This window comes from Aeromonas sp. FDAARGOS 1418 (assembly GCF_019048585.1).
In the GTDB taxonomy this organism is placed as follows: Bacteria; Pseudomonadota; Gammaproteobacteria; order Enterobacterales; family Aeromonadaceae; genus Aeromonas; species Aeromonas caviae.
On the sequence record NZ_CP077387.1, the window covers coordinates 2475200 to 2501757 of the forward strand.

General features: G+C 61.1%; 27 protein-coding genes and 3 tRNA genes. 13 read left to right on the forward strand and 17 right to left on the reverse strand.

All coding sequences use genetic code 11. From position 1 onward, the window contains the following. The first annotated feature begins 29 nt into the window (after positions 1 to 29). The 4 genes from pgsA to I6L48_RS11720 all read left to right on the forward strand — a co-directional run bounded on the left by pgsA (position 30) and on the right by I6L48_RS11720 (position 1074). Positions 30 to 584 (forward strand): CDP-diacylglycerol--glycerol-3-phosphate 3-phosphatidyltransferase, encoded by a 555-nt coding sequence (pgsA, locus tag I6L48_RS11705; RefSeq protein WP_010675229.1) that lies wholly within the window; start codon positions 30 to 32, stop codon positions 582 to 584. A 179-nt stretch (positions 585 to 763) separates the two neighbouring features. After that, positions 764 to 839 (forward strand) — tRNA-Gly (locus tag I6L48_RS11710). A 34-nt stretch (positions 840 to 873) separates the two neighbouring features. Beyond that, positions 874 to 947, forward strand: a tRNA-Cys gene (locus I6L48_RS11715). Between the two features lie 40 nt (positions 948 to 987). Continuing rightward, positions 988 to 1074: transfer RNA gene (locus tag I6L48_RS11720), tRNA-Leu, on the forward strand. A 190-nt stretch (positions 1075 to 1264) separates the two neighbouring features. Here I6L48_RS11720 and I6L48_RS11725 read toward each other — a convergent pair. The 7 genes from I6L48_RS11725 to I6L48_RS11755 form a co-directional block, all read right to left on the reverse strand. Next, positions 1265 to 2554, reverse strand: coding sequence for a methyl-accepting chemotaxis protein (locus tag I6L48_RS11725; protein ID WP_161469689.1), 1290 nt, complete (start codon positions 2552 to 2554; stop codon positions 1265 to 1267). Positions 2555 to 3115: 561 nt separating this feature from the next. Further along, positions 3116 to 4099 carry an MDR family oxidoreductase gene (locus tag I6L48_RS11730; RefSeq protein WP_216987258.1) on the reverse strand — a complete coding sequence of 328 codons (984 nt, stop codon included), beginning with the start codon at positions 4097 to 4099 and terminating at the stop codon, positions 3116 to 3118. A gap of 48 nt (positions 4100 to 4147) precedes the next feature. Then, positions 4148 to 4783 carry a TetR/AcrR family transcriptional regulator gene (locus I6L48_RS11735; RefSeq protein WP_113070054.1) on the reverse strand — a complete coding sequence of 212 codons (636 nt, stop codon included), beginning with the start codon at positions 4781 to 4783 and terminating at the stop codon, positions 4148 to 4150. A 157-nt stretch (positions 4784 to 4940) separates the two neighbouring features. Then, on the reverse strand, positions 4941 to 5189 hold the full coding sequence (locus tag I6L48_RS11740; protein WP_010675223.1) for a GlsB/YeaQ/YmgE family stress response membrane protein: 249 nt from the start codon (positions 5187 to 5189) through the stop codon (positions 4941 to 4943). 128 nt (positions 5190 to 5317) lie between these two features. Further along, entirely contained in the window at positions 5318 to 6043 is a 726-nt protein-coding gene (gene lpxH / locus I6L48_RS11745) for a UDP-2,3-diacylglucosamine diphosphatase (RefSeq protein ID WP_216987259.1), read from the reverse strand. A gap of 13 nt (positions 6044 to 6056) precedes the next feature. Continuing rightward, entirely contained in the window at positions 6057 to 6743 is a 687-nt protein-coding gene (locus I6L48_RS11750; RefSeq protein ID WP_216987260.1) for a DUF4269 domain-containing protein, read from the reverse strand. Next, positions 6733 to 7230, reverse strand: coding sequence for a peptidylprolyl isomerase (locus I6L48_RS11755; protein WP_039041198.1), 498 nt, complete (start codon positions 7228 to 7230; stop codon positions 6733 to 6735). The genes I6L48_RS11750 and I6L48_RS11755 overlap by 11 nt, the downstream gene beginning before the upstream one ends. A 191-nt stretch (positions 7231 to 7421) precedes the next feature. Between I6L48_RS11755 and cysS the strand changes: the two genes are divergently transcribed. Continuing rightward, positions 7422 to 8798, forward strand: a complete 1377-nt coding sequence (cysS, locus tag I6L48_RS11760; protein WP_216987261.1) for a cysteine--tRNA ligase — start codon at positions 7422 to 7424, stop codon at positions 8796 to 8798. A gap of 802 nt (positions 8799 to 9600) precedes the next feature. Here cysS and drt4 read toward each other — a convergent pair. Further along, complete coding sequence (gene drt4, locus I6L48_RS11765) at positions 9601 to 11229, reverse strand: antiviral reverse transcriptase Drt4 (protein WP_216987262.1); 1629 nt, start codon at positions 11227 to 11229, stop codon at positions 9601 to 9603. Positions 11230 to 12548: 1319 nt separating this feature from the next. Here drt4 and I6L48_RS11770 point away from each other — a divergent pair. Further along, entirely contained in the window at positions 12549 to 13607 is a 1059-nt protein-coding gene (locus I6L48_RS11770) for a sensor domain-containing diguanylate cyclase (protein WP_216987263.1), read from the forward strand. Positions 13608 to 13693: 86 nt separating this feature from the next. After that, entirely contained in the window at positions 13694 to 13981 is a 288-nt protein-coding gene (locus I6L48_RS11775) for a hypothetical protein (protein ID WP_042864058.1), read from the forward strand. 102 nt (positions 13982 to 14083) lie between these two features. Here the strand turns inward: I6L48_RS11775 and I6L48_RS11780 are convergent, their stop codons facing one another. The 7 genes from I6L48_RS11780 to I6L48_RS11810 form a co-directional block, all read right to left on the reverse strand. Further along, positions 14084 to 14362 carry a hypothetical protein gene (locus I6L48_RS11780; RefSeq protein WP_029314742.1) on the reverse strand — a complete coding sequence of 93 codons (279 nt, stop codon included), beginning with the start codon at positions 14360 to 14362 and terminating at the stop codon, positions 14084 to 14086. A 280-nt stretch (positions 14363 to 14642) separates the two neighbouring features. Next, complete coding sequence (locus I6L48_RS11785; RefSeq protein ID WP_039041220.1) at positions 14643 to 15365, reverse strand: ABC transporter substrate-binding protein; 723 nt, start codon at positions 15363 to 15365, stop codon at positions 14643 to 14645. A 191-nt stretch (positions 15366 to 15556) separates the two neighbouring features. Continuing rightward, a complete protein-coding gene (locus I6L48_RS11790; RefSeq protein ID WP_042864057.1) occupies positions 15557 to 16051 on the reverse strand; it encodes a GDYXXLXY domain-containing protein in 495 nt (164 codons plus the stop codon). After that, entirely contained in the window at positions 16048 to 17055 is a 1008-nt protein-coding gene (locus I6L48_RS11795) for a DUF4401 domain-containing protein (protein WP_203764824.1), read from the reverse strand. Before I6L48_RS11795 ends, I6L48_RS11790 begins: the two co-directional genes overlap by 4 nt. Then, a complete protein-coding gene (locus tag I6L48_RS11800) occupies positions 17048 to 17986 on the reverse strand; it encodes a DUF2157 domain-containing protein (protein WP_151028705.1) in 939 nt (312 codons plus the stop codon). The genes I6L48_RS11795 and I6L48_RS11800 overlap by 8 nt, the downstream gene beginning before the upstream one ends. A 217-nt stretch (positions 17987 to 18203) precedes the next feature. Next, positions 18204 to 18761: a TMEM165/GDT1 family protein gene (locus I6L48_RS11805; RefSeq protein ID WP_010675206.1), complete on the reverse strand. Its 558-nt coding sequence runs from the start codon at positions 18759 to 18761 to the stop codon at positions 18204 to 18206. A 253-nt stretch (positions 18762 to 19014) separates the two neighbouring features. Further along, on the reverse strand, positions 19015 to 19344 hold the full coding sequence (locus I6L48_RS11810; protein WP_010675205.1) for a translation initiation factor: 330 nt from the start codon (positions 19342 to 19344) through the stop codon (positions 19015 to 19017). A gap of 120 nt (positions 19345 to 19464) precedes the next feature. On the opposite strand from I6L48_RS11810, the gene I6L48_RS11815 reads away from it, so the two are divergent. From I6L48_RS11815 to I6L48_RS11825, 3 genes are read left to right on the forward strand one after another with little or no spacing between them, the layout of a single operon-like run. Continuing rightward, on the forward strand, positions 19465 to 19692 hold the full coding sequence (locus I6L48_RS11815; protein WP_010675204.1) for a FeoA family protein: 228 nt from the start codon (positions 19465 to 19467) through the stop codon (positions 19690 to 19692). Continuing rightward, on the forward strand, positions 19689 to 21959 hold the full coding sequence (feoB, locus tag I6L48_RS11820; protein WP_113070065.1) for a Fe(2+) transporter permease subunit FeoB: 2271 nt from the start codon (positions 19689 to 19691) through the stop codon (positions 21957 to 21959). The genes I6L48_RS11815 and feoB overlap by 4 nt, the downstream gene beginning before the upstream one ends. Positions 21960 to 22005: 46 nt before the next feature. After that, on the forward strand, positions 22006 to 22248 hold the full coding sequence (locus tag I6L48_RS11825) for a FeoC-like transcriptional regulator (RefSeq protein WP_039041210.1): 243 nt from the start codon (positions 22006 to 22008) through the stop codon (positions 22246 to 22248). A 61-nt stretch (positions 22249 to 22309) separates the two neighbouring features. Here the strand turns inward: I6L48_RS11825 and tapW are convergent, their stop codons facing one another. Continuing rightward, on the reverse strand, positions 22310 to 23446 hold the full coding sequence (gene tapW / locus I6L48_RS11830; protein ID WP_029314740.1) for a type IVa pilus ATPase TapW: 1137 nt from the start codon (positions 23444 to 23446) through the stop codon (positions 22310 to 22312). Positions 23447 to 23502: 56 nt separating this feature from the next. Beyond that, positions 23503 to 23859: a DMT family protein gene (locus I6L48_RS11835; protein ID WP_010675200.1), complete on the reverse strand. Its 357-nt coding sequence runs from the start codon at positions 23857 to 23859 to the stop codon at positions 23503 to 23505. Between the two features lie 112 nt (positions 23860 to 23971). Between I6L48_RS11835 and I6L48_RS11840 the strand changes: the two genes are divergently transcribed. From I6L48_RS11840 to I6L48_RS11850, 3 genes are all read left to right on the forward strand, one after another. Continuing rightward, positions 23972 to 24703, forward strand: coding sequence for an ABC transporter substrate-binding protein (locus I6L48_RS11840; protein WP_039041212.1), 732 nt, complete (start codon positions 23972 to 23974; stop codon positions 24701 to 24703). A 75-nt stretch (positions 24704 to 24778) separates the two neighbouring features. Continuing rightward, entirely contained in the window at positions 24779 to 25786 is a 1008-nt protein-coding gene (gene btuC / locus I6L48_RS11845) for a vitamin B12 ABC transporter permease BtuC (protein ID WP_039041213.1), read from the forward strand. Then, entirely contained in the window at positions 25773 to 26546 is a 774-nt protein-coding gene (locus I6L48_RS11850) for an ATP-binding cassette domain-containing protein (RefSeq protein ID WP_113070067.1), read from the forward strand. Before btuC ends, I6L48_RS11850 begins: the two co-directional genes overlap by 14 nt. Positions 26547 to 26558: the final 12 nt, after the last annotated feature.

The window sequence follows — 26558 nt, forward strand, 5'->3', positions numbered from 1 at the left end:
TAGCGGCATACAAGAAGTGGCTGAAAATAATGACAAATATTCCTAACCTGCTGACGTTCTTTCGGATTTTGCTCATCCCCGTCTTCGTCATCCTGTTCTACCTTCCCTATCAGTGGTCCTACATGGCGGCGGCCATCGTCTTTATCCTGGCGGCCGCAACCGACTGGTTTGACGGCTATCTTGCCCGCAAGCTGAACCAGTCCACCGCCTTTGGCGCCTTCCTCGATCCGGTGGCCGACAAGATCATGGTGGCGGCGGCCCTGGTGGTCATCGTCGAGCACTACAACACCGTCTGGGTCACCATCCCCGCCATGACCATGATTGGCCGGGAGATCATCATCTCCGCCCTGCGTGAATGGATGGCCGAGCTTGGCAAGCGCTCCTCGGTGGCCGTCAGCTGGATTGGCAAATGGAAGACCATGATCCAGATGGTGTCGCTCACCGGCCTCATCTGGCAATACGACATCTGGATGGTGTGGCTCGCCTATGTGCTGCTCTACGTGGCCACCGTGCTCACCTTCTGGTCCATGTTCCAGTACATGAAGGCCGCCTGGGGCGATCTCAGCTACCACTCCCGGTTCTAGCCCCGACGGGAAGATGGCCGTTTCTCTGCCACTGGCGCCGAGAAACGGCCATGAGCTGCAAAAGTGTGGAAAAAGGGTAAAAAACACCCGAACGATCAGCGTATTAAATGTTTTTGGTTGACTGGGCGGGGAACATCGCTAGAATGCGTTCTCACAGTCAGGCAGTCAGCCAGACCGATGCGGGAATAGCTCAGTTGGTAGAGCACGACCTTGCCAAGGTCGGGGTCGCGAGTTCGAGTCTCGTTTCCCGCTCCAAATTCAGACAATAGAGAGTTCCTCTCTTTTGCATGGCGCGTTAGCAAAGCGGTTATGCAGCGGATTGCAAATCCGTTTAGTCCGGTTCGACTCCGGAACGTGCCTCCATATTGACAAGCCCGCCCGCGGACTTGATACCGATTGCGGTGCCTGAGTGGTGAAATCGGTAGACACAAGGGATTTAAAATCCCTCGACGTTCGCGTCGTGCCGGTTCGATTCCGGCCTCAGGCACCATTAAAATCAAAGACTTAATAAGGCCACTAGCAATAGTGGCCTTTTTGTTTCTAGTTGATTGACTGTCAGAATGGCCGCGACCTGAAGAGCCGGTTCATCTCTTGAATCTGCAAGTGCCAAGCTACGGCCCCTGGTGTGAACATCAAAGAGCCTGCTCGATGGCAGGCTCCGGAGTGCTTCCCAGAATTCTCTAGAGTTCCGAGATGATGGTCGACACCTCTTCTGCTCCGTGTCTTATCTCCTCCATCACTTTTGCAACGTCATCGATCTGCTTTTGCCCGTGGATGGCGCCGTCTGCCGCGGACTGGATCTGCTCGCTGACCTGCCTGGTGAGCTGCTGATTCTGGCTGACGACATTGGCTATTTCGTTGGTCGATAGGGAGGTTCTTGCCGCCAGTTGACGAACTTCATCGGCCACGACGGCAAAGCCTCTGCCTTGTTCGCCGGCTCTCGCCGCTTCGATGGCGGCATTGAGCGCGAGCAGGTTGGTCTGGTCTGCAATGCTGCTGATGGTGGATACGATGGCGGTGATATTCTGGGATTGAGCGTGGAGCTTGCTCATCAAGGTGCTGGCATGTTCCATCTGTCTGACAATATTGTCCGAAGTGGAGACGACGGTGGTCAACATGTCCTCTCCTTTGATGGCGGAGGATTTGGTTGTGACAGATGTTTCATTTGCCACCTTGGCCACATGTTGTACGGCCTGATCTTTGCTGATCTGCGGGGTGATATTGGAGGCAAACTTGATGACCTTGATCACCTTGCCATGGCTGCCCCGCACAGCGTTGTAGGTTGCCTCCAGCCAGACTTCATGGCCTTTTTTATCAAATCGCTGAAAGCGTCCCGATTTGAACGTCCCCTGAGCCAGCTCCTGCCAGAAATCGGGATGTTCCCGATAAAACAGCTCATCACAAAACATGCGATGTTGATGGCCTTTAATTTCATCAAGTCGATAGCCCATGGTATCCAGGAAATTACGGTTGGCGGAAATAACAACACCAGTCGGTTCAAACTCGATGACGGCAAGGGAGCGATCCAGTGCCTCAAATATTGCTTTTTGAGTCATGAGCAGATCATGTTGCACTGTCACATCTGACGCTATTTTGATGATCTTGATTATTTTTCCGCCCTGGCTGACGGGGAAATAGGTGGCTTCCAGCCATATTTCCTTGCCTTGTTTGCCAACCCGGTGGAAGGTGCCATGCTGGCTGTGCCCATTTGCCAGATCTCGCCAGAATTCCCGATAGGAGGGGGAGTCGGTATCTTCTTTCATGCAGAACATGGCGTGATGCTGCTGCACGATCTCATTGAGGGAGTAGCCGACGGAATGAAGAAAAAGCGGGCTGGCATCGAGAATATAACCATCGGTGGTGAATTCAATCATGGGAAGATGATCGTGCATGGCATGATCCAGTGCCTCGCTTTTCAAGGCCCTCTCTCGTTCTGCTGCCAGCTCTTTTTTAAGTTTCGAGTCGAACATAAGCACACCCCAGCCAAGAAAATAGAATCATCCGACATCTCTTCGTTGACGAACCCTTCACACTTTCTGGGTATGAAGCGTCGTTTTGAGTGTAATGCACCCCTGTCATTTGATTCGGTCTTTTCCATACAAAAAACAGGTTTAATACAAGATGATGCGCCCTTTTTATATGCGGTGATAAATAAAACGTATTCCTATTCTGAATTATTTGTTCGATGCATCGATTGTTTAACGGGGGTCTGTCAGTGGGCAAGACAATGGTTCGCAGTCGTGGGCGAACAGGGCTTCATTTCGGCGAATACGGGTATCCAGGGCAGGGGCTTGTCGGTGAGGCGTGACGGTTGTCTGCATCGATGGGGGAGGGCGCGCAGCGGGAAGGTGCGGCATATAGAGGTGTTTCGGTCCCTCTGTCCGGGAAACCTGCACTTGAGTGTTTGAACGCATCTGTTGTCCATTGTCATGGACGATGGGAAGGAGGGGTGACGTTCCGTGTAGCTGCGAAATGCCCTGGAGAGGCTCGCCTGACCTGGTCAGGCGAGCCGGCTCATATCGCGTCAGTCATCACCCCTGGACATTGACCAGGATCCGGCCGCGCACCTGGCCTGCCAGGAAGGCATCCCCCAGGGTCACGACCTGGGAGAGGGGCACTTCCCGGGTGAGGAGGTTGAGGCGGGTCAGGTCGAGATCCTCGGCCAGTCGGGCCCAGGCCTGCTGGCGCTGCGGGCGTGGTGCCATCACGCTGTCGATGCCATAGAGGGTGACGCCGCGCAGGATGAAGGGCATGACGGTGGAGGGGAAGTCCATCCCTCCCGCCAGACCGCAGGCGGCCACGGCGCCGCCGTAGCGGGTAGTAGCGCAGGCATTGGCCAGGGTGTGGCTGCCGACGGTGTCGATGACGCCGGCCCAGCGTTCCTTGCCCAGCGGGCGTCCCGGCGCGGCCAGTTCGGCGCGATCGATCACCTCGGCGGCGCCGAGGGACGTCAGATAGTCGGCCTCGTGCAGCCGCCCGGTGGCGGCCACGACCCGATAGCCCAGCTTGGCCAGGAGGGTGATCGCCACGCTGCCCACACCGCCGTTGGCGCCCGTCACCAGAATGTCACCGTCACCGGGGGGGATGCCGTGTTTCTCCAACGCCATCACGCAGAGCATGGCGGTGTACCCTGCGGTGCCGATGGCCATGGCGTCCCGGGGCTGGAAGCGCTCAGGCAGGGCAACCAGCCAGTCGCCCCGGACCCGTGCCCGCTCTGCCAGCCCGCCGCTGTGGGTCTCGCCCACGCCCCATCCGTTGAGCACCACCTTGTCGCCGGGGTGCCAGTCGGGATGCTGGCTCTCCAGCACGGTACCGGCAAAGTCGATACCGGGGATCAGAGGGAAGCGGCGTACCACGGGGGCGGCGCCGGTGAGGGCCAGGCCATCCTTGTAGTTGAGGGAAGACCACTCTACCGCCACGGTCACATCCCCGGCAGGCAACATCTCCTCGGAGAGGCTCTGGTAGCTGGCGCGATAACCCGCCTCGTCTTTCTCGATCAGAATACCGTTGAACATCTTGTCTACTCCCATTAATTGGACTGACTATTAATCTTCGTAAAAAAATCACTTTGCTAACTTCATGAAAAAATTGAGAAAGGAGAGCATGGGCTCGGTATCGCCCACCAGGCGTGCGCGCAGCACGGCCCCTTCCCAGCCGATCCAGAACTGATGGGCGAGGGCAGGGCAGTCACAATCAGGGGGCAGCTCCCCCGCCGTCACCGCGTCCCTCAGGCAGCGGGCGAGCAGCGCCTCCCAGTCGAGGAGGATCTGCTCAAGGCGCAGGCGCAGCTCGGGGGACAGTTGCACCACCTCCTGACCCAGATTGCCCACGAGGCAGCCCCGCTGGAACGCAAACCGGGTCATGCCCCGGCAGGCGCTGTCGACGAAGGCAACAAGGCGGGCCAGGGGGGGCAGGCTCTCATCCTCCAGATAGCGCGTCAGCTTGCGGCAGAAGTAGTGGTGATAGGCATCCATGACCGCCAGAGTGAAGTCGTGCTTGGTGGCGAAGTAGTGATAGAAGGAGCCCTTGGGGATCCCGGTCGACTGCAACACCCGCTCGATGGAGGTGGCGGCGATGCCCTGTTCGGTCAGCAGCTCCATGCCCCGGCGGATCAACAGATCCCGGGTATCGGCATAGGTGTGCCCGTGCTGGGCAGGGCGGCCGCGAGGGCGGCGCGGCAGGGGGTCATTGGTCTGCATGGGGCTTATTAGACGCCTCAACTAGAAATAATGCAAGCGCGGCACCGAAGGGACGAAACGAGTGGATGAGATCGGGTGGTCGCAGCAAGTTGGCGCCAGCGGGGCTGAAAACAACGAGGGCGCCAGTGGCGCCCTCGCATCGATGGGTGGCTGCGTCTCAGCTGCGCAGCTTGTTGTAGACAAACAGCACGATCAGGGCGCCAACGGTGGCGATGATGATGCTCGGCAGGTTGAAGCCGGTGACCGTTCCCATCCCGAGCAGGGTGCTGACATAGCCCCCCACCATGGCACCGACCACCCCCAGGATCACCGTCATGAAGAAACCGCCGCCATCCTTGCCTGGCATGATCCATTTGGCCAGGATGCCGACGATCAGCCCCAGTACCACCCAAGTAAGAAATCCCATGGTCATCTCCTCGTTGTGTGCAGAGAACCAGAGTATATGCAGGGATCCTGCTTGTATCCCGCCGCAGCACGGCGTGAGTCAGAAACGGTCATATGAGACTCGCTCCTGACCATGGCAGGCAGAGGGCCTCAGCCGAGCGCGCGGGTGTCGAGGCGCTGCCCGGCGGGGGAGCACACCAGCACCGACCCCTGCTCGAACCAGTCCCCCAGCACGATGCGCCGCGCCGCACGCCCATCCAGGGTGAAGTCGTGGATGGCGGGTCTGTGGGTGTGGCCGTGGATCATCAGGCGGCAGCAGTGCTGGCGCAGCATCTCGTCCACCGCCTCCGGAGTCACGTCCATGATGATCTGGCTCTTGTGGGCATTCTCCATCTGGCTCTGGCCGCGCATCTTGTGGGCGATGGCCTGGCGGCGCGAGAGCGGCAGGCGCAGGAAGAGCCAGCGTAGCCATTTGAGTTGTGTGATGCGGCGAAACTTCTGGTAGCCCTCATCCCGGGTGCAGAGCAGATCCCCGTGGCTCAGCAGCACCCGCTCGCCGTACAGCTCGATGACGCAGGGGTCGCCAAGCAGGGTCATGCCGGCCCGTTTGGCAAACTGGCGCCCCAAGAGGAAGTCGCGGTTGCCGTGAATGAAGTAGAGGGGCACCCCTTGCTGGCTCAGGGCGAGAAAGGCATCGGCCACCTCGCGGTGGAGCGGGTTGGGGTCGTCGTCCCCAATCCAGAATTCGAACAGATCCCCCAGCACATAGAGGGCGTCGGCACCGAGCGCGTCTTCGGCCAGAAAGCGCACCAGGGCCGCCGTCATGTCGGGCCTGCCTTGGCTGAGGTGAATGTCACTGATAAAGAGGGTGCTCATGAGTTCCTGGGCATCATGGTAAGAGAGTCCCGCCTGGGGGCGGACAAGGCCTGTGACCTTGCTCGTCGAGCGGGTGGGGGAGGGAAGGGCAGCAGAGCCCCGCAAGGTTGACGCCCTCCAGGGTCAGCAACGCCTCGTAAGGGTCGCCGGACAGGCCCAGCAGGCGGCACATGGCCGCTTCCCCCTTGAGCCCTTCATCAAAACGCAGGCGCAGCACCTCCCGGTGGAAGGGGGCGCCAAAGCGCTCAAGCAGGGCGGCCATCAGGTTGAGGTGGCGCCAGCCATGACACATCTCGAGGGGATCAGGGGTGAGGTAGAGCTCGACTGGCCAGCACTGGCCATCTGGCCCGTGGCGTCGCTGCTCGGCGATCCAGACCTGCTCGCCCTTGCTTCGCACCTGCCAGCCTTGTGCTGCCAGTGTCGCGGCAAGGAAGGCCGGATCCGGATGCTGGCAGAGGATGTCGAGATCGCTACCGGGCCTATCCAGCCCGATGGCGATCGTGCTCACCAGGGCCAGATCGTTGCACAGGGGGCCAAGCTCATCCCACAGGCCGCCGCTCAGCAGGGCGTGGGCCGAGCGCTGACGTTCGTTGCCCTGGGCCAGATAGTCGAGGCGGCGCCAGTTGGGGGCGGCAGATGGAAAAACTGCGGCCGGGGCCGCAGTGGTATCAGAGCCTGGCCGGCAGGGATTACTCGGCAAGGGTCACCTTGGTGATGACGACGTCTTCGGTCGGAACGTCCTGGTGCATGCGGCCGTAGTTGCCGGTCTTCACGCCCTTGATCTTGTTGACCACGTCCATGCCGGCGGTCACTTCACCGAACACGCAGTAGCCGAAGCCCTGGGTGGTGGCGGACTTGAAGTCCAGGAAGTCGTTGTTGTTCACGTTGATGAAGAACTGGGCGCTGGCGGAGTGCGGCTCCATGGTGCGGGCCATGGCGATGGTGCCGATCTTGTTGGACAGACCGTTGGCCGCCTCGTTCTTGATGGGAGCGCGGGTCTCTTTCTCTTCGAAGCCCGGGGCATAGCCGCCACCCTGGATCATGAAGCCGTCGATGACGCGGTGGAAGATGGTGTTGTCGTAGTGACCGTCACGGCAGTATTGCAGGAAGTTGGCCACGGTCTCCGGGGCTTTTTCCGCGTTCAGGGTCAGGGTGATGTCGCCGTGGTTGGTGTGCAGAGTAACCATGAGTTGTCCTTTCATTTTGACGCGGGCAGCAAGGTGCCCGCAGGTGTATGGCATAAAGTGGTGGCAATTCTAGCCCATCAAGGCTCTGCGGCATAGATGGCAGGGGGGAGAGGGGGCTTTTTCTGCCTCGTTTTCTATACCGGATGCGGTTAGAATGGCAGGCCATTTTACTCACAGGCAGTGGTCATAAGATGCTGAAGATATACAACACACTCACTCGTCAAAAAGAAGAATTCAAACCTATCCACCCGGGCAAGGTGGGCATGTATGTGTGTGGCGTCACTATCTATGATCACTGTCATATCGGCCACGGCCGTACCTTCGTCGCCTTCGACGTCGTCGCTCGCTACCTGCGTTATGCAGGATACGACCTCACCTATGTGCGCAACGTCACCGACGTGGACGACAAGATCATCAAGCGCGCCGCCGAAACGCACGTGACTTGTGACGATCTCACCGAGCGCCTCATCGGCGACATGCACCAGGATTTCGACGCCCTCGGCATGGTGCGTCCGGACATCGAACCCCGCGCCACCCAGCACATCGGCGAGATCATCGCCCTGGTTGAAACCCTGCTGGAAAAAGGGCACGCCTACGTGGCGGACAACGGCGATGTGATGTTCATCGTCGAGTCCTACGCCGACTACGGCAAGCTCTCCGGCCAGGATCTGGAGCAGTTGCAGGCCGGCGCCCGCGTCGACGTGGTGGATGCCAAGCGCAATCCGCTCGACTTCGTGCTGTGGAAGATGTCCAAGCCCGGCGAGCCGACCTGGGACAGCCCCTGGGGCCCGGGCCGTCCTGGCTGGCACATCGAGTGCTCCGCCATGAACTCCAAGCACCTTGGCAACCATTTCGACATCCACGGCGGTGGCTCGGATCTGCAGTTCCCGCACCACGAGAACGAGATTGCCCAGTCCTGCTGCGCCCACGGCGGCGACTACGTCAACACCTGGATGCACAGCGGCATGGTGATGGTGGATAAAGAGAAGATGTCCAAATCCCTTGGCAACTTCTTCACCATCCGCGATGTGCTGGCCCACTACGACGCCGAAACCGTGCGCTACTTCCTGATGTCCGGTCACTACCGCAGCCAGCTCAACTACTCGGAAGATAACTTGAAGCAAGCCCGCGCCGCCCTGGAGCGCATGTACACCGCCCTGCGCGATCTGCCGGCGGCGGCCGCCGCCGGTGGCGACGAGCAGGTGGCTCGCTTCAAGGAAGCGATGGACGACGACTTCAACACCCCGGAAGCCTACTCCGCCCTGTTCGACCTTGTGCGCGAGATCAACCGCCAAAAAGCCGAAGACATTGCTGTTGCCGCCGCGCTGGGAGCCCGCCTGCGCGAGCTGGGCGCCGTGCTCGGCATCCTGCAACAGGATCCGGACGCTTTCTTGAAGGGTATTGAGGCGGACGAAGAGGTCGCCGAAATCGAGCGCCTGATCGCCGAGCGCAATCAGGCCCGCGCCGACAAGAACTGGGCCGCGGCGGATGCCGCCCGTAACCGCCTCACCGAGATGGGCATAGTGCTGGAAGACAGCGCCGGCAAAACCAGCTGGCGCCGTGCCTAAGTCCGGTGGCGCTGCTGGCGCCAACCGGTTGAGCCAATAAAAAAACCGCAGCCTTTGGGTTGCGGTTTTTTTTGTAGCCTGCCGAAGCCTCGGCATCCTGCGGTTTGATCCCCTCGCCCCTTGGGGCAGAGGGCAAGGGTGAGGGTAGCTAACGTCATTCCTCGGCTGAATGTCGTCCCACGCCTTAATGGCATGGCTTCGCCATGCAGGACACGAGGGCCTTGCCCTCGACAGGATTTCGCCCGCCCTTCGGGCCAAGGCGAGTGACTTTGGAAAGACCCAAAGTCACCAAAGGTCTTCTCCCCCCGGCAATCCGCCCGCTTCGCGGGTTCCCTCGTCTCGTCCAACGGGTCGGACGGAGCGCCGCAGACGGCACATCCCTGTGCCGACTGCGGCTGCGCCATCATCCCTGATGGCGCTCCTGACCCGTTGAACTCGACTCGGCGGTTTGCAGGGGGAACCAATACCGTGCCCGCCCGTGGCTTTAGCGTTCAGATTAACTGCCTTTTCCACTGAAAGGGGAGAGCAGTGCAAGGGGTGGGGGAATTGGTTTAGGTTTGATCAAAGCATGTTTGGGGAATAGAAATATAAACCGCAGCTCAAGGCTGCAGTTTTTTTGTTTGAGTGAAAATACCATTCTTGATGGTGTTTCACTGCTGCAGCGCTGTTTGGCAAGTGGTTTTTGGAGACCAAACAGAATTAGCCAACGGAAAATATTTTGTTGGTTTCCGTTCTGATCTTTAGTGCCTATCACACTGTAGGTGTCGAATAGATAAATGTGAAATCTATGATTGATGGGGGGTTAAAACTCAACAGGTGTGTTTGAAAAAATATCTTTGAGTTGTTCAACTTGTATCGCTCTGAGAATTTCATCACATTTCTCTTCATGTTTAGTTTTAGAGTTTCTAGGTATGAAGTTTACGTTATGTTGTTTTAAAGTCTTAAAGACAGCATTTTCCTCTATTTCTTGGTACGGTGCATTAATTATTCCCTTGAAATACAATTGATATAGCAGTAGCCAATAGTTATCTTTAGTATATAGATCTGATGATATTATTTTGTTTGTAAAATCAATAATTTTATCGTTGTGTTCATTTTGCTCTAACAATAGAGATAATGCGGCACAGTCTTGGCTTTTTATAATTTTATCTGCAGTTGCTTCATCGCATATTAAATTATGTTTCAACATTATGTGTAATGGCCAGCACATACCATCTGACCGTCTTGAAAGTGCATTAACATCGATTATCCTATTCAGTTGTTCTAGTATCTGTTCAGCAGGATAGTTTGTTAGGTCAAGGATTCTATCAATTAAGGGGACTAAAACGGGGTAGTGCCAAGATAAATTTATAACAGAATCTAGTAAGTTGATTGCAGCATAATCATCAATGTGATTAAGAATGATGCTTATGGCATATTTCAACACGCTACCATCAGGCGTCGTTTTATTTAAACGAATCGCTTGATTTATGAATGTCAACGTTTCTGATGTTGTTAATTTATTTTCACCGTCGTGTTCATTGGCCAATCTGCTAGGGAGGAATGAAATTAATGTTAATATCCATTCATCTTCTGTTGGGGCTGGTAATGTTTCAATCCATGTTTTCTTTAAGTTTAGGGTAAGTTTGTAGATAGATAAGTAATTTTCTAGATCCAATATGAAGTCATTAGCATGTTCATTTGTATCACAATAGCATGTGTAGTCATCGATATACCTTATGAAGTGATATCCTTTTCGATTTAGCGCTTCATCTACAGATTGTAAAATAACCTCTACCAAGATACTTGATGTAGCAGGGCCAATTGGTATACCTTGAGTTTCATTTCTTTTGGTTCTTCTTTGATGAAAATCTAAATCTTCAGGCCAAGATTTTTTCTCGTTGTCTTTAAGTCGTCTTTTAGATTCTTCAACACCAATAATGGCCCATGGAATTGCATGTGTGTATATACTGTGAAAACAATTGCTAATATCTGCATGTACTCTAAAACGCTTTGTAAACTCAGCACATAGGGCTCGTCTAATTTTTTCTGATGGGTCGTCGTAATTCATGACGAGTAGGCGCTTTTCATTGTGATGAAAAGTTGGCTTTATTTGGCTGCAATGATTTTTGGTTATTTTTCTTATTTCATCCCAATTCTCGTGAATACAGTTTGCAAGATGTGAGTAAGCTTTTGGATGAATGATTCCAAGTAATCTAGGAATGTTATTGAATCTTGTTGAGCGATACTCTGTAAGACTATACCCTAAAGTTTTTCTTGCTTTTGCTGCTGGTAATTTAACGAGAGAAGTCAGGACTTCTGGAGTAAACTGTCTAGAGTCAAATGATGGAGGTAGTTCACTTAACCCTAATCGTTGATTGGGGAAATAATTGTATCTAGAAAGAGCCTCAATAAGTAATCTTTTTTCTTCTTGGCCACCTTCAATAAACATATTGAGTTTCCTGTATAAATAGGGGACGTAGGTTCGATTAGCGAAGCGTAATCGGACGTTCGCGAAAAAATATCATCATCACTTAAAAGCATTCACTATCGGGCCTTCAATATAAAACCGCTCACCGATAGATATCTGCGCCGCTTGCAGCTCTGTACACCATGATTTTTTCACCTATGCAACCATCTTGATGAGGTCTGTTGCATAGGTGAGACAATCTGCTCTCGTCACGGGGTGGGCGAGGGGGGGCTGTGAGATAACAACCCGCCCGATCTGTGCTCCGAACAGGCTGGATACGGTTACCGAGGTGCAATGCGCTGCGCTTGGTGCACCCTACGCCTGTTAACCGGCCTCGGTGCCGCGGGTTGGGTGTTGCCCCCTGTTGTTCGCTGAGGTGAGCCCGTTTGTCCAGGCCGCGAGGCAGGACGCCGAGCGAGCGCCGCTGGGCCAGGGATGGCCCATCGGCGCGTGCCGTGGGACAAACGGGTGAACCGAGGGAACCCGACGCAGGAGGGCGAACAAGCGGGGGAGAAGACCTTTGGTGACTTTGGGTCTTTCCAAAGTCACTCGCCCAGCCGCGCAGCGGTGGCGAAACCCCGTCGAGGACGGAGTCCTCGCGTCCTGCGCGGCGAAGCCGTGCCATTGAGGCGTGGGGCGGCATTTGCCAGGCAATGACGTTACCGACCCCTCACCCTAGCCCTCTCCCCCAAGGGGAGAGGGGATCAAGCCGAAGTCTCCGAGGCTGGCGGGCGAAACCCCGTCGAGGGCCGCGCCCTCGCGTCCTGCGCGGCGAAGCCATGCCATGGAGGCGTGGGGCGGCATTCGCCAGGCAATGCCGTTACCGACCCCTCACCCTAGCCCTCTCCCCCAAGGGGAGAGGGAATGGTTACCGCGGACGATTACGCTGCGCTAATCGACCCTACACGCTTATTGCACCCAACAGGCTTATTGGCACCTTACCCCTTTCCCGCATAAGGGAGAGAGGACGGTTACTGCGCGGCGAAGCCATGCCATTCACAGGTGGGACGACATTGCACCAGGCAATGACGTTACCCACCCCTCACCCTGACCCTCTTCCCCAAGGGGAGAGGGGATGGTGACCGTGGGCGAATACGCGGCGGGAATCGAGCCGGCACCCAGGGGCGAGGGCAGGGTTGTGTCCCTGTGTTCCGCATGGCGACGCCGCTTGGGGGCCGGTTATGCCAAAATGTGAACAAATCGATCTTTCCCCCGGTCAATCGTGGTCTCCCGCTTGTCGGGCCCGCCCCGAGTTGGCTAAGGTGGTCGCCCATTACATGCACGCAGTTGTGGAGGTAGGCATGGACAAGTTATTGCTGGCGCTCTCGGAGCAGGTGATCAAGGCGCGGGATCTGGAGAGCCTGACCCGCCCTTTGCTGGAGATGCTGGAGTCGGTGACCGGGCTGGAGTCGACCTATCTCACCGAGATTGACCTCGGGCAAAGCAGCCAGCATGTTCTGTTTGCCCGCAATGCGGCCGGGCTGCAGATCCCCGAGGGGATGACGGTGGAGTGGAGCGATACCCTGTGTCGCCGTGCCATCGACGATGAGATTGGCTACACCGACGACGTCGCCGCTCTGTGGGGGGACTCCCAGGCGGCCAGCGAGCTCGGCATTCGCTCCTATCTGAGCAGCCCGGTGCGCACCTCTACCGGCTCCCTCTATGGCACCCTGTGCGGCGCCAGTACCGAACAAAAGCCCGCGGTGGCGGGGGCGCAGCAGCTCATCGCCTTCTTCGCGCACCTGATTGCCGAACAGGTGGAGCGGGAGCAACTGCTGCGGCAATTGCAGCAGGCCAATGACGAGCTCTCGCGCCTGGCCCTCTCCGACCCCCTCACCGGGCTTCCCAATCGCCGTGCCCTGATGCTCGAACTCACCCGCTTGTTCTCCCTGTCGGAGCGGGCGGGGCATCCGGTGCTCATCGCCTTTGTGGATCTCGATGGCTTCAAGGCCATCAACGATGAGCATGGCCACGAGGCGGGGGACAGGCTGCTCACCGCCATGGCGCGGCAACTGAGCGAGACCCTGCGCGGCGGCGATCTGCTGGCCCGCTTTGGGGGGGACGAGTTCGTGGCCGTGGGCATGGGGCCTTTCCCGTACGCCGACACGCTGGACGGGGCGGTGGCGGCGTTTCGCCAGCGCCTGTTCGAGCACAGCGTGCTGTCACTGCCGGTGGGGGACAAGGTGATCCACTATCCCGGTGCCAGCGTGGGGGCGGTGGCCGTGATGCCGGCCGAGGTCAGCGTCGAGGAGGCGCTGAACCGGGCCGATGCGAGCATGTATGCGGTCAAGCGCCAGCGCCGGGCCGCAGGGGAGGGCGGTAACCCGCCCCCTTCCAGTCAGGTGTCTGCCCCGCGATAGCAGCGGGGCGGGTTGAGAGGGCACAGGGTGGCGCGTCCACCCGGGTGCCAGTCTGTTTTCCCTTTTATCAGTTCGGAGCCCATACCATGGTTCATCTTCTTGTCCGCCGTGTGCGCGCCCTGGCCGGGCGGGCGGCCACCCTGGTGGCCGGACTCTGCGAGTTTCAGCAGCGCATCTGGGTGGTCAGCATCGTCAAGGAGTCCTACACAGATACCTTCGTGGTCAACGAAGGGGGCTTCGAGGAGCCCTTGCAATGGATGCGCCGCAAGGGCTACAGCGCCGAGATGCTGGCCAGGGTGGAGGCCATGGCCCGATCCCAGGTGCTCCAGCTCGAGTGCGCCGGGCAGCATCACCGTCTGATGCGGGTGAAATAGGGGCGAAGCCGCCCCCGGATAGCCTGGGCGGCATCGCCGCCCGGGCATTGACCACATATCCTGCCGCCCTCTTCGTGTCAGACGGGGCAAATGGGTCGCCAGTCATGATTTTTCCGTGGTTCTCTCCGGTTTCAGACCACCTGAGTAGACGCAAATCGCGGAGTTGTAGCTGTTGAAGGTGACCGCGTAGTTGAAATCGCAGAAATAGGCCGGGTGCTTGGTGGCGACAATGTCCCCCGCCTTGCACTTGTCCTGCATCCCCTCCACCAGGGTGTCGTTGTTTGACCCGAGACAGGCCTTGCCGGTGGTCTTGTCACCGCCGCAGGCCATCAGAAGGGCGCAGACCGAGAGACTCATCAACCATTTCGCTGTGTTGTGCATGTGTATTCCCAAGAGATCGGAGAGATGGCGGGGAAGGGCGTGAGCGCGGCGCTGCCCGATGAAGGCGGCCAGCGGGCACGCTGCCGCCCCTGACTGTCGCTGCCACCGTGCGCCCTGCCCCTTGCCGTGAAAAAGGGGCCAACAGGCTCCTGCGCCCTATATTACGGACCCGGGACGGTCTGCGTCACCCCTTGTCGTTGCAAGTGGTGAACATTAAACGGGTTTCGTGCGCTGGCTCAAAGGCGGGCCGGGGCCTTGGCGGCACCGGCGGGGGAAGAGGTCAGGGGGAGGGGAAGTATTTGTGCTGGAGCTGCTGGAAGTCGCTGCTGGCCAGCACCTGGGTCAGGCCGATCTGGAACTCCCTGACCAGGGCATCGTCAACCGGGTGGCTGAAGGCGAAGCAGTACTGCTCGGAGCTCAACATCCAGCGCACCTCGAACTGGGCAGGATCCAGCTGCTGGGTCTTGATGAGATCCAGCAGGGTGGATTTGTTGCTGGAGATCAGCTCGACCCGGCCCGAGGTGAGCATGCGCAGGGCCTGGGAGAGGCGGTTGGCGGTCATGATCTTCTGCTCGTCGAAGCCTGCGTTGAGCAGCAGTTGCTCCCCCACATCGGATCGCACGGCGCCTATGGTGTAGCGCTGGGCATCTTCCAGGCGGGTCAAGGTCAGGGGGCGACTGGCGAGCCCCATCAGCACTATCTCGGCATAGCCGATGGGGCAGGCCCACTTGAACAGGGGATTGCGCGCCTCGGTGCGGGCGGTGGAGAAGAGCACCACATTGGGTTTCTGGGTCAGCAGGTAGTAACCCCTGGCCCAGGGGAGGATGCTGACGGGCTGGACAGGGGTGCCGGTCTTTTGCCACACCAGGTGCAGCAGGTCGATGGCAAAGCCGGTCGGGGCGCCATCCTCCCCGGTGAAGTTGTAGGGTTTGTACTCTTCGGTGAGGTAGTGCAGGCTGGCGAGCGCCGGGCTGGCCTGGGTCACGGGAGTGCCCCAGACCATGGCCGCGAGGGCGGCGCAGGCGACCAGTCTGCGAAGGGGGACTGCAATGTCTATGTTCATCCTGACCGTCCTGCTGCCGAGTGCCCAGTTTCAAGTGTTGCCAAGTCACGGCGTTTCGCCACCCGGCGAAGACGTTATCCGCCGGGGGCCGTCATCATCTTGCCACTCACAACCGTGTCGGCGCCCCCTTTTCACCAGGCCGGACGGGTGTGACCCAGGGGGGTGAACGCCTCATCCCTCAGCCCCACCAGCAGGGTGCTGCCATCCTCTTGCAGACGAAACTCGCCGTAGCGGGCCGACTCATATTGATCTCCCGTGCCCTCTTCGAAGAAGAAGGCGTCAGGCCCGATAAACCACTGGCCGTCGCGCTGGCGTACCTTGAGCAGACGCTCCCCCGGGCCCGGGGCCTCGGGCTTGCCCCCTTCCACCCAGTGCACCACCTGATGTTCATCCAGGCGAACGACCAGGGTGTGGGGGCCGACGGCGGCCTGGCGGCCCGCCAGCTGGCGGGCGAGGGCGTAGTTCAGGCGCATGTAGTCCCCCTGCATCAGGGAGCGGGGGTCGACCGGTGCCAGCTCGATCAGCACCACCTCCCCCTGGCTCATGGCGTGCTCGAAGCGCCAGACGGCGGCGTTGATGCCGGCGAGCAGGGCTAGACCGGTCAGCAAAAAGGCGAGGCGTCTCATGAGGGGCTCCCGTTGTGAAGGTGCTTGAGCCACTGACGGGTACCGAGCAGCAGGGCCCCCGAGGCGAGCAGCAGCCAGGACTTGGTCATCAGGGTCAGCCCCAGATCGTAGTAATAGAGGGAGCCAAAGCCGAGCAGCAGGAGGCCTGCCAGGGTCATCAGGGCCAGGCTGCCGGCGTAGAAGCCGAGCACCAGCACCAGGGCGCCAGCCCCCATGCCGGGAATGATGGCGCTGATCACCACCAGCGGCAGCCCGTAGCGCAGCGGCAGCCTGAGGCGAACCATGACAGCGAGCAGCAGGGCGGCGCAGAGCAGGGGATTGAGCCAGAGAGGCAGGCGGGAGCTGCCGAGCTCATTGAGCACGCTGGTGCCTCCCTCCCACAGGGGGTGGTGCAGCCGTCCCAGCACCAGCAGGGAGAGTGCCAGCCCCAGGGTGAGGGATTCATAGAGCAGATGGCGGGCGGGATCGCGCTCCGCCTGCAGCCAGCACAGGGCGACGGCGCCCATCACCAGCGGCAGGGCCAGCAGGTGCATGCCGAGGCAGGCGAGGGCGAGGGTGAGCAGGATGGCGGCGGCGAAGCTGTGGAACAGCCTGATCAGCCAGTGCTCGAACAGGGCGGCCACCCCGAGGGAGAAGGCGGTCAGACCGAACCAGAGCCACGCGACGTTCAGATCCAGCCTGTCCAGCAGGCCGTAGAGCAGCCAGGCATCTGCCGCCAGCGCCAGCGCCAGCACGAACTGATCCCAGAGATCGCTGCGGGTCGCCATGCGGTTGAGACCGAGGGCGGCGGCCATCAGCACCATCCCCATGGTGAGGGCGTTGTTGGGGTCGCGGGTCAGCTGCTCGAAGGCCATGAAGAGGAAGAAGAGCAGGAAGAGGGCGGCTATCCAGCCCACCATGCCGAGCAGAAAACGGCCCGACCAGTGGGGCTGTTCATCCCGGGGGGCATCCCCTTCCACAAGTTGGGCAGCACGCAGGCGCTCCCAGGGGGTGAGATCAGACATGCAGCCTCCGTTGTTGTTGCAGCCAGCGGCTGGCCATCACCGACAGGCCGATGGCGATGAGAGCCAGCAGCAAGAAGCCGTTCATGTCCGGTTCCATCCACTTGCCAAGGGCCGCGAGGATCACGGCGATGAGGCTCAGGCACCCCATGGCGAGCCCGGCGATGAACCTGTGGTGCCAGCGCAGGTAGGCGGCGCCGAGCCAGGCGAGCCAGGCAGGCCAGACCCAGGGAGAGGCGGCATCGAACAGGGCCAGCAGGGTAAGCAGGGTGATGCCGAGCCCCGCGGCCAGCCCCGCGAGCCAGGAGGGCATCAGGGCGTAGCGGGCGGGCACCAGGATGAGCAGACCCCAGAGGGCGGCGTTGAGCAGGGTCAGGCACCAGCCGAGGGCCTCCTCGTTGAAGGAGAAGAAGAGATCGAGAAGGCCGAGCCGCCAGTAGAGCACCAGGGCGAGCTGACCGAGCAGCCAGGCCAGGGTCCAGAGCAGCGGGCTTCTGCCAAGGGCCGCCAGCGGCAGCAGCATCAGGGCCCAGGTGGCGAAGAGCTGCCAGGGGTCGGCGCCGGTCTGGTAGGTCTGGCCCACCAGGGCGAGCAGGGCGCCGAGGTTGAGGGCCAGGGCCAGCAGCAGGGCCTGGCGCGGGGTGTCACTCATGGGTTTTCGCCAGAGCACCAGGAGCATGGCGAGCAACGGCAGCTCCAGCAGGGCGAGACGTGAGAGGCGCCCCAGGGCCTGCCAGTTGAAGGCGACGAAGAAGACGAGGCCGGCGCCAAGGCAGAGGCAGCCGAGCCAGAGCAGCAGCCTGTCGAACAGCCACTGCCAGCGGGCAGGGCCGGGGGGCAGATCGCACAGGGCCAGGGCGGCAGGCAGCGAGGCCCGTGGCAGGCGGCCGCGCCTGACCCAGTCGAGCAGGGTCTGTCTTGAGGTGAGGTGCATGGGGGCTCCTGAAGCCGTGATGCCTGAAAGATAAGGCATTATGGCACGGCGCCGCGTCTCGGGGCAGGGGCGCCGTCGGCGCTGCGACACAGGTCGCGGCACGGGGCCATGTCTTTGCACTAAAAAGGCCCCCGCCGTGAGGAGGGGGCCTGAAGGACATCCGGGGCGGCGGTGGCGATCAGTGCTCACGCTGATCCCCCGCCGGCTTCTATGGAGGTCAGGCGAAGATCAGGGTGGAGATGCCAAGCCCCGCAAAGAGGATGGCGCAGGCAATGCGGATCCCCTTGAGGGGGAGCTTGTCGGCCCCGAGCTTGCCGAGCAGCACCACGGGCACGTTGGCCAGCATCATGCCGAGGGTGGTACCGGTGATCACCTGGATCAGGGAGTCGTATTTGGCTGCCAGCAGCACGGTGGCTATCTGGGTCTTGTCACCGATCTCGGCGATGAAGAAGAGCACGAAGGTGGCCATGAAGGGGCCGTACTTGTCCAGGGAACTCTCTTCATCGTCCATCTTGTCCGGCACCAGGATCCAGGCGGCCATGGCGATGAAGGCGCCAGCGACCAGCCAGGTCATCACCTTGGGATCCATCCAGCGACTGATGAATTCCCCTATCCAGGCGGCACCCGCGTGGTTGAGCAGGGTGGCAGCCAGCATGCCGGCGATGATGGGCCAGGGTTTGCGAAAACGACAGATGAGCAACAGGGCCAGCAGCTGTGTCTTGTCGCCGATCTCGGCGATGGCAACGCTGATGGTGGAGGTTAACAAGGCTTCCATAAAAATGACCGGGGGACGGAATTGTTATAAACCAAAGACAAGCCTGCGCCATCCGTCCCCGGTTTTGGCACTGGCCCGTCAAAGGTCTTGTCAAATCCGGCATTGCCCGGATCACCCTGACCATGGTGAGTTGGCACCAAGTATGTTGATCAGGATCGCGCACGAAACGGGTCCGTGGCGAGACTACTCCCCCTCGATGGGAGCGGGCATTCTAGGGAAAACCCCCCGGTGAGGCAAGGCGCGGGATGGGGAATTATCCCCCCACCAGCTTGACCTGAAAGCCGGCCTTCTCCAGTTCGGCCTTGATAAGGTCCCGTTTGTCCCCCTGGATCTCGATGATCCCCTCCTTGAGACCGCCGCCGGTACCGCACTTCTTCTTGAGCAGGGTGGCGAGGGCCTTCTGCTGGTCGACGGGAACGCCGTGGATGCTGATGACCCCGGCCCCCTTGCGTCCCTTGGTCTCGCGGCGGATGCGCACGACCCCGTCGGCGGGGAAGGGGGAGGCGTGCTGGGCGGGGGCGGATTCCTTGATCATGCCGCCGTCCGTGCTATAGACCAGGCGGCTGTTGTTGTCGTGACTCATGGCAATACTTTGTCGGTTAGCTAAGCGGAGTTTGATTTTACGCAAATAAATGTTGAGGGCACAGCTTATAATCCCCCCCATTAAAAGCGAATTATTCTTGTTTAACTTCAGGAGCCCGTCATGGTACTCACAGAGCTGTCGCCGGGACAGAGCGCTCGCATCACGCACATGAACCACCTTGGCCGCGCCTTGCGGCGCAAGCTGATGGTGATGGGGCTGCTGCCCCAGACCGAGATCCTCTATCTACGGGCCGCCCCCCTGGGGGACCCGCTCCAGATCCAGTGCCAGGGCATCTGCCTCTCCATGCAGCGGAGTCTGGCCCAGCAAATCGAGGTGGAGCCGGTATGAGCTACAACCTGGTCACAGTGGGCAATCCCAATAGCGGCAAGACCTCCCTGTTCAACGCCCTGACCGGCTCCCGCCAGCAGGTGGGGAACTGGAGCGGGGTCACCGTCGACAAGAAGATGGGGGCCTTTGCTGCCCGCGGGCAGGAATACACCCTGGTGGACCTGCCCGGCATCTATGCCCTGGCCAACCAGGAGGCGAGCCTGGACGAGCAGATCGCCAGCCGCTTCGTCCAGCGCCAGCAGCCGGATCTGCTGCTCAACGTCATCGATGCCGCCAACCTGGAGCGCTCCCTCTACCTCACCCTGCAACTGCGGGAGCTGGGGCTGCCCATGGTGGTGGTGCTCAACAAGATGGATCTGCTGCAAAAGCGGCGCATCACCATCGACGAGGCCTTGCTCGCCAAGGCGCTGGGGTGCCCCGTGGTGTCGCTCTCGGCCCACAATCGCCAGCAGGTGGCGGCCTTCAAAGAGGGGATCCACCAGTTTATCGGCCAGTCCCAGCCCGCCCTGGTGCTCGACTACGGTCAGCCCCTCGAGGGGGACATCGCCGAGCTGGAGACCCTGCTCGCCCCCCATCATCTGCATCGCCGTGGTCGCGCCCTGCGCCTGCTGGAGGAAGACATCGCCATGCAGGAAACCCTGGCGGCGGGGCAGCAGGCGGCGGCCGACAACGTGGTGAGCCGCGCCCACCACGCTCAGGACATCGACCTGCAACTCGCTGATTTGCGCTACGGCCATATCCACCACTGGTGCCAGCAGGCGTGCCGTCATCAGGACAAGCTCACCGTCGCCCAGAGCGAACGGCTGGACAGGGTGCTGCTCAACCGCTGGGTGGGCATCCCCTTCTTCCTGCTGGTGATGTACCTGATGTTCATGTTCGCCATCAAGGTGGGTAGCGCCTTCATCGATTTCTTCGACATCCTCGGGGGGGCCCTCTTCGTGGACGGGGTGCACCACCTGCTGGGGCTGATGAGTGCCCCCGACTGGCTGGGGGCCGTGCTCGCGGACGGCGTGGGTGCCGGTTTGCAGACGGTGGCGACCTTCATCCCCGTGGTGGGCTGCCTCTTTCTCTTCCTCGCGGTGCTGGAGAGCTCCGGCTATCTGGCCCGCGCCGCCTTCGTGGTGGATGCCCTGATGCGTCGCCTCGGCCTGCCCGGCAAAGCCTTCGTCCCCATGCTGATGGGCTTTGGCTGCACCGTGCCCGCGGTGATGGCGACTCGCACCCTGGGGTCGGAGCGCGAGCGGCTGATGACCTCGGCCATGGCACCCTTCATGTCCTGCGGTGCCCGTCTGCCGGTCTACGCCCTGTTCGCGGTGGCCTTCTTCCCCGAGTCGGGGCAGAACCTGGTGTTCGGTCTCTATCTGTTCGGCATCCTGGTGGCGGTGCTCACCGGCCTCTTCCTGCGCAGCACCCTGCTGCCGGGCAAGAGCGACTCCATGGTGATGGAGATGCCCGATTACGAGTGGCCCCGTCCGGTGGACGTGGGGCTGCGCACCTGGCAGAAACTCAAGGGCTTCATCTTCGGCGCGGGTAAGACCATCGTCCTGATGGTGGCGGTGCTGAGCGTGCTCAATTCGCTGGGCACCGACGGCAGCTTCGGCAACCAGGATCAGGAGAACTCGGTGCTGAGCAAGCTGAGCCAGTCCGTGACCCCGGTGCTGCATCCCATAGGCGTGCGGGACGACAACTGGCAGGCCACGGTGGGCATCCTCACCGGCATCTTTGCCAAGGAGGCGGTGGTCGCTACCCTCAACAGCCTCTACGCCGGCGGCGCCGGTGATGAGGAGGAGAGTGAATACTCCCTGCTGGGCAGCCTGAAAGCGGCGCTGGCCACCATTCCCGCCAACCTGGCGGACATCGACCCCGCCGATCCCATGGGGCTCAAGGTGGGGGATCTGGAGGACAAGCAGGCGGCAGCCGAGGCCCAGGAGGTGGACACCTCCACCTACGGCAACATGCAGACCCACTTCGACGGCGTGGCCGGAGCCTTTGCCTACCTGCTGTTCGTGCTGCTCTACATGCCCTGCGCCGCCGCCATGGGGGCTCTGGTGCGAGAGACCGGTCGCCAGTGGGCCCTGTTCACCGCCGCCTGGTGCAACTACGTCGCCTTCCTGTGCGCCACCCTCTTCTATCAACTGGCGACCTTCGCCGCCCACCCGGCGCAGAGCCTGGTCTGGAGCCTGAGCTATCTGTTCTCCCTGGTGCTGCTCTGGTGGCTGGGGCGTCGTCACGGCGACATCGTCGCCCGCAAGGTGGTGACCCTGTGAAGGGGCTCATGGTCAGGGGCGAGTGCGCCGAGAGGGAGGGTATTCTGTGATCCTGCGTGAACTGGGGGACTATCTGGCCCTTCACAAGAAGGTGAGCCGGCGGGCGCTGGCCCGCCACTTTCACACCTCCGAGGATGCGGTAGAGGCCATGCTCGGGGTCTGGATGCGCAAGGGGCGCGTCGCCAAGCGGGAGAGCCGCCTGTGTGGCGGCTCCTGCTGCGGCAAGCACGAAGAGGTGACGTTCGAGTGGTGCGAGCCCGGCCAGATAGGGCTGGTCCAGAAGGGGTGATGCCTGCCCATATGCAAAAGGGAACCCGAGGGTTCCCTTTTTCGTGGCCGCCGGGCCCGTCTCAGAAGAGGTCGCCCTCGTCCTTGGTGGGCTCCAGGCTCCAGCCGCTCGCCGCCGCACTGTTGCCAATCTGGCCCTTCTCCCGCCAGAGTTTGATCTTGAGGCGCAGGTTGTTCTGGGAGTCCGCGTTCTTCACCGCCTCCTCCTCGTCGATCACCCCCTCGACCACCAGATCGAACAGAGTGCTGTCGAAGGTCACCATGCCAAGGGCCCTGGATTTTTCCATGATCTCCTTGAGGCCGCCAAACTCGCCGCGCTTGATGAGATCGCGCACCGTGTGGGTCCCGAGCATCACCTCCACCGCCGCCCGGCGCCCGCCGTCCGTGGTCTTCACCAGCCGCTGGGAGACAAAGGCCTTGAGGTTGTTGCCAAGGTCGTTGAGCAGCTGGGGTCTGCGCTCTTCCGGGAAGAAGTTGATGATGCGATCCAGCGCCTGGTTGGCGTTGTTGGCGTGCAGGGTGGAGATGGCCAGATGCCCGGTCTCCGAGAAGGCGAGGGCATGCTCCATGGTCTCCCGATCGCGGATTTCGCCGATGAGGATGACGTCCGGTGCCTGGCGCAGGGTGTTCTTCAGGGCCGCGTGGAAGCTGCGGGTATCCACCCCCACCTCCCGCTGGTTGATGATGCTCTTCTGGTGGCGATGGACGAACTCCACCGGATCCTCGATGGTGATGATGTGGCCGCCGCTGTTGCGGTTGCGATGATCGATGAGGGCCGCGAGCGACGTGGATTTGCCGGACCCCGTGCCGCCGACGAAGAGCACCAGACCCCGCTTCTCCATGATGGTGTCGAGGAGCACCGGAGGGAGTTTGAGATCCTCGAAGCGGGGGATCTCGGTCTTGATATTGCGCGCCACCAGGGAGACTTCATTGCGCTGCTTGAAGATGTTGACCCGAAAACGGCCTATCTGGGGCAGGGAGATGGCGAGGTTCATCTCCAGCTCTTTCTCGAACTGCTGTTTCTGCTCGAGATCCATGATGTCGTAGGCGATGCGGGCCACCTCGCCCGGCCCCAGGGGCTCCTGGGTGAGGGGGCGCAGGGCGCCGTTGAACTTGGCGCAGGGGGGGGCGCCGGTGGAGAGATAGAGATCGGAACCGTCCTGTTTGGCCAGGATCTGCAGCATGTCTCTCAATTCCATGAGGGGCCTCGTCGCTCAAAGGGCTGGGGGATGATGAATGGCTTGAGTGTACAGCCTCAGGCGCCGGTCAGTTTTTCGCGGAACACAAAAAAGACCGCGCCCAGGATGCACAGACCCGCCCAGAGGTAGTCCCACTTCAGATCTTCTTTCAGATAGAAGATGGAGAAGGGAACGAACACGGTGAGGGTGATCACCTCCTGCAGGATCTTGAGCTGGCCGACGGAGAGCACGGTGTGGCCGATGCGGTTGGCGGGCACCTGCAACAGGTATTCGAACAGGGCTATCCCCCAGCTCACCAGGGCGGCGATGATCCAGGGTTTGTGATTCATGCTCTTGAGATGGGCGTACCAGGCAAACGTCATGAAGACGTTGCTGCAGATGAGCAGGCCGATACTGGTCATGATGGGGTTCATTAGGTTCTCCTTTTAAATCAATGCATTTTATCTCGACTCCATGGGTTTTCATAAGTGGTGCTTGAGGGTATTTTTAGCTCACAAGGATGTAACAAAAGAAGGCGAAAGCTGGATGGGCAAGACAAGCTGGGGTGCGCTTTGTCTGTTGTTTGCCTGCTGGGCGCAAGGTGCGCCGACCCTGACGGTGGCCACCGATGTCTGGCCGCCGTTTCGCATGCTGGCAGAGAACGACGACTTCCAGGGGCTGGATATCGACATTCTGCGCCAGTTGCAGGCACGCAGCGGCATTGTGCTCACCCTCAAACGGGTGCCCTGGGGACGGGCACTCAAACAGATGCAGACCGGTCAGGCGGATCTGATGATAGGGCTGGCTCACACCGAGGAGCGGGCCGCCTTCATCGACTACCTGCAGCCGTCCTATTACCAGTGCCGGCCTGCCTTCTATGGCAAGCCCGCCGCCGTGGCCGGCCTCAGGCGCTACGAGGATTTGAGGGGCCGCGAGATTGGCTATGTGCTCAACTCCGCCTACTTCCCCCCCTTCGATGGCGACACCCAGCTCGACAAGCACGGGGTCCCCACCGAAGACCAGTTGCAGCGCATGGTGGAGCGGGGCCACCTGCCCCTGATGATAGGGACCGACTGCCAGGTGGATTACGCCCTGAGCCAGCGCAACGACGCCGGCCTCGTCAAGGCGCCCTTCCAGCCCCCCAACCCGGTGGTGCTCTACCTCGGGATGAGCAAGCACTCACCCCACCACGAGCTGGGCCCCAAGCTGGCGCAGGCGTTGCAAGCCATGGTGGAGAGCGGCGAGATAGCGGCGCTGGCCAAGCCCTACCAGCCTTGACCTTGGGTGGTAACGCGCTGTTATCATGCAGCTTTCCTGCCTGCCCCCCGGCGGGCCTCGCTTCTTGGGGATCCCGTGTATCTCGCTCTCATCCGTCGCCAGCAGCGCTGGCAGCGCCGCTGGCTGCTCCTGCTGTCGCTGCTGACCCTGGCCCTGTTCCTGCTCTCCCTCGCCCTCGGGGAGTTCGTGCTGCTGCCCTGGCAGCCGCTGGGGGATCTGGAGCTGCGCATCCTGCTGGAGTTGCGCCTGCCGCGCGCCCTGCTGGCCCTGCTGGCGGGGGCCTCCCTTGCCTGCGGCGGTGCCGTGCTCCAGGTGATGCTGCACAACCCGGTGGCGGAACCCGGCCTGCTCGGCGTCTCGAGCGGCGCTGGGCTGGCCGCCATGGTGGCGATGGCGGTGGCCAAGGGGCTCGGGCTCTATCTGCCGGGCTGGGGGCTGTCGCTGGCGGCCTTTGGCGGTGCCCTGGTGGTGACCATGCTGCTCATCCGTCTCGCACGCCGGGCACGGCTCGGCCATGGGCGGCTGCTGCTGTTCGGGGTTGCCATCGGCATCCTTACCAATGCGGCCATGACCTGGCTGATGTATTTCGCCGACGACGGCGCCTTGCGGGAATTCATGTTCTGGATGATGGGCAGCCTCGCCTACGGCAGCCAGCAGCTCGCCTGGTGGTGGCTGGTGCTGCCCCTCACCCTCGGCTGGCTCTGCTGGCAGGGGCGGGCACTGCAACAACTGCTGCTGGGAGAGACCCAGGCCCGCCTCATGGGGCTGAACGTGGACAGCATGCGGGTACGCCTGGTGCTGGCGGTCTGCCTGCTCACCGGGGTGGCGGTCTCCCTGTGCGGCGTCATCGGCTTCGTCGGCCTGGTGGTGCCTCACCTGCTGCGCCTGTGCGGTGGCAGCGATCAGCGCTTCCTGCTGCCCGCCTCGGCGCTGGGGGGCGGCGCCCTGCTGCTCGGGGCCGATCTGGTGGCCCGCTCGGCGCTGCACGCCGGTGAACTGCCCATCGGGGTCATCACCGCCTCGGTGGGCGCCCCGCTCTTTATCTATCTGCTGCTGAGGCAAGATGCCGATGTGTCCCGCTGATCCCGCCCCTTGGCGGCTGGAGGCCCGCGCCCTGGCCATCCCCCATCGCCTCGCCCCCCTGGATCTCGCCTGGTCCGGCGGTCAGCTGGTGGCCCTGCTCGGCCCCAACGGCAGCGGCAAGTCCTCTCTGCTCGGGGCACTGGCGGGCCTGCTGCCCGCCGATGGCGCCGTCTTGCTGGGGGGAGAGGCCATCACGACCCTGAGCTGGCCCGAGCTTGCAACGCGGCGCGCCATGCTGCCCCAGCGCCAGCCCCAGCTGTTCCACATCCCGGTGTTCCAGGTGCTGAGCCTGGGGCTGGAGGAGGGGGGCCCCGATGCCCAGGCGCAGGCGGTGGCGGATGTGTGCGACGCCCTGGAACTGGCGCCCTTGCTGGCACGGGACTTCAGCCGATTGTCCGGGGGGGAGCAGCAGCGGGTGCTGATCGCCCGCACCCTGCTGCAACTGTGGCCAAGCCTCAATCCGACCGGGCGGGTGCTGCTGCTGGACGAACCCCTGGCGGGGCTGGATCTGCATCACCAGATGGCGCTGCTGCGGCTGCTCAAGCAGCTGGCCGCGCAGGGATTGCTGGTGGTGGTGGCCATCCACGACATCAATCTGGCCATCGACTGGGCGGATCGCGTGCTCTGCCTGCAACAGGGCCGCGTGGTGGGGGAAGGGGACGTCGGGATCATCGACGAGGCGCTGCTGGAGCGGGTGTTCCAGATCCGCACCGATCGTATCGAGGCGGCCGGCCGCACCTGGTTTATGCCGATTCTTTGAGAACGGGGCGAG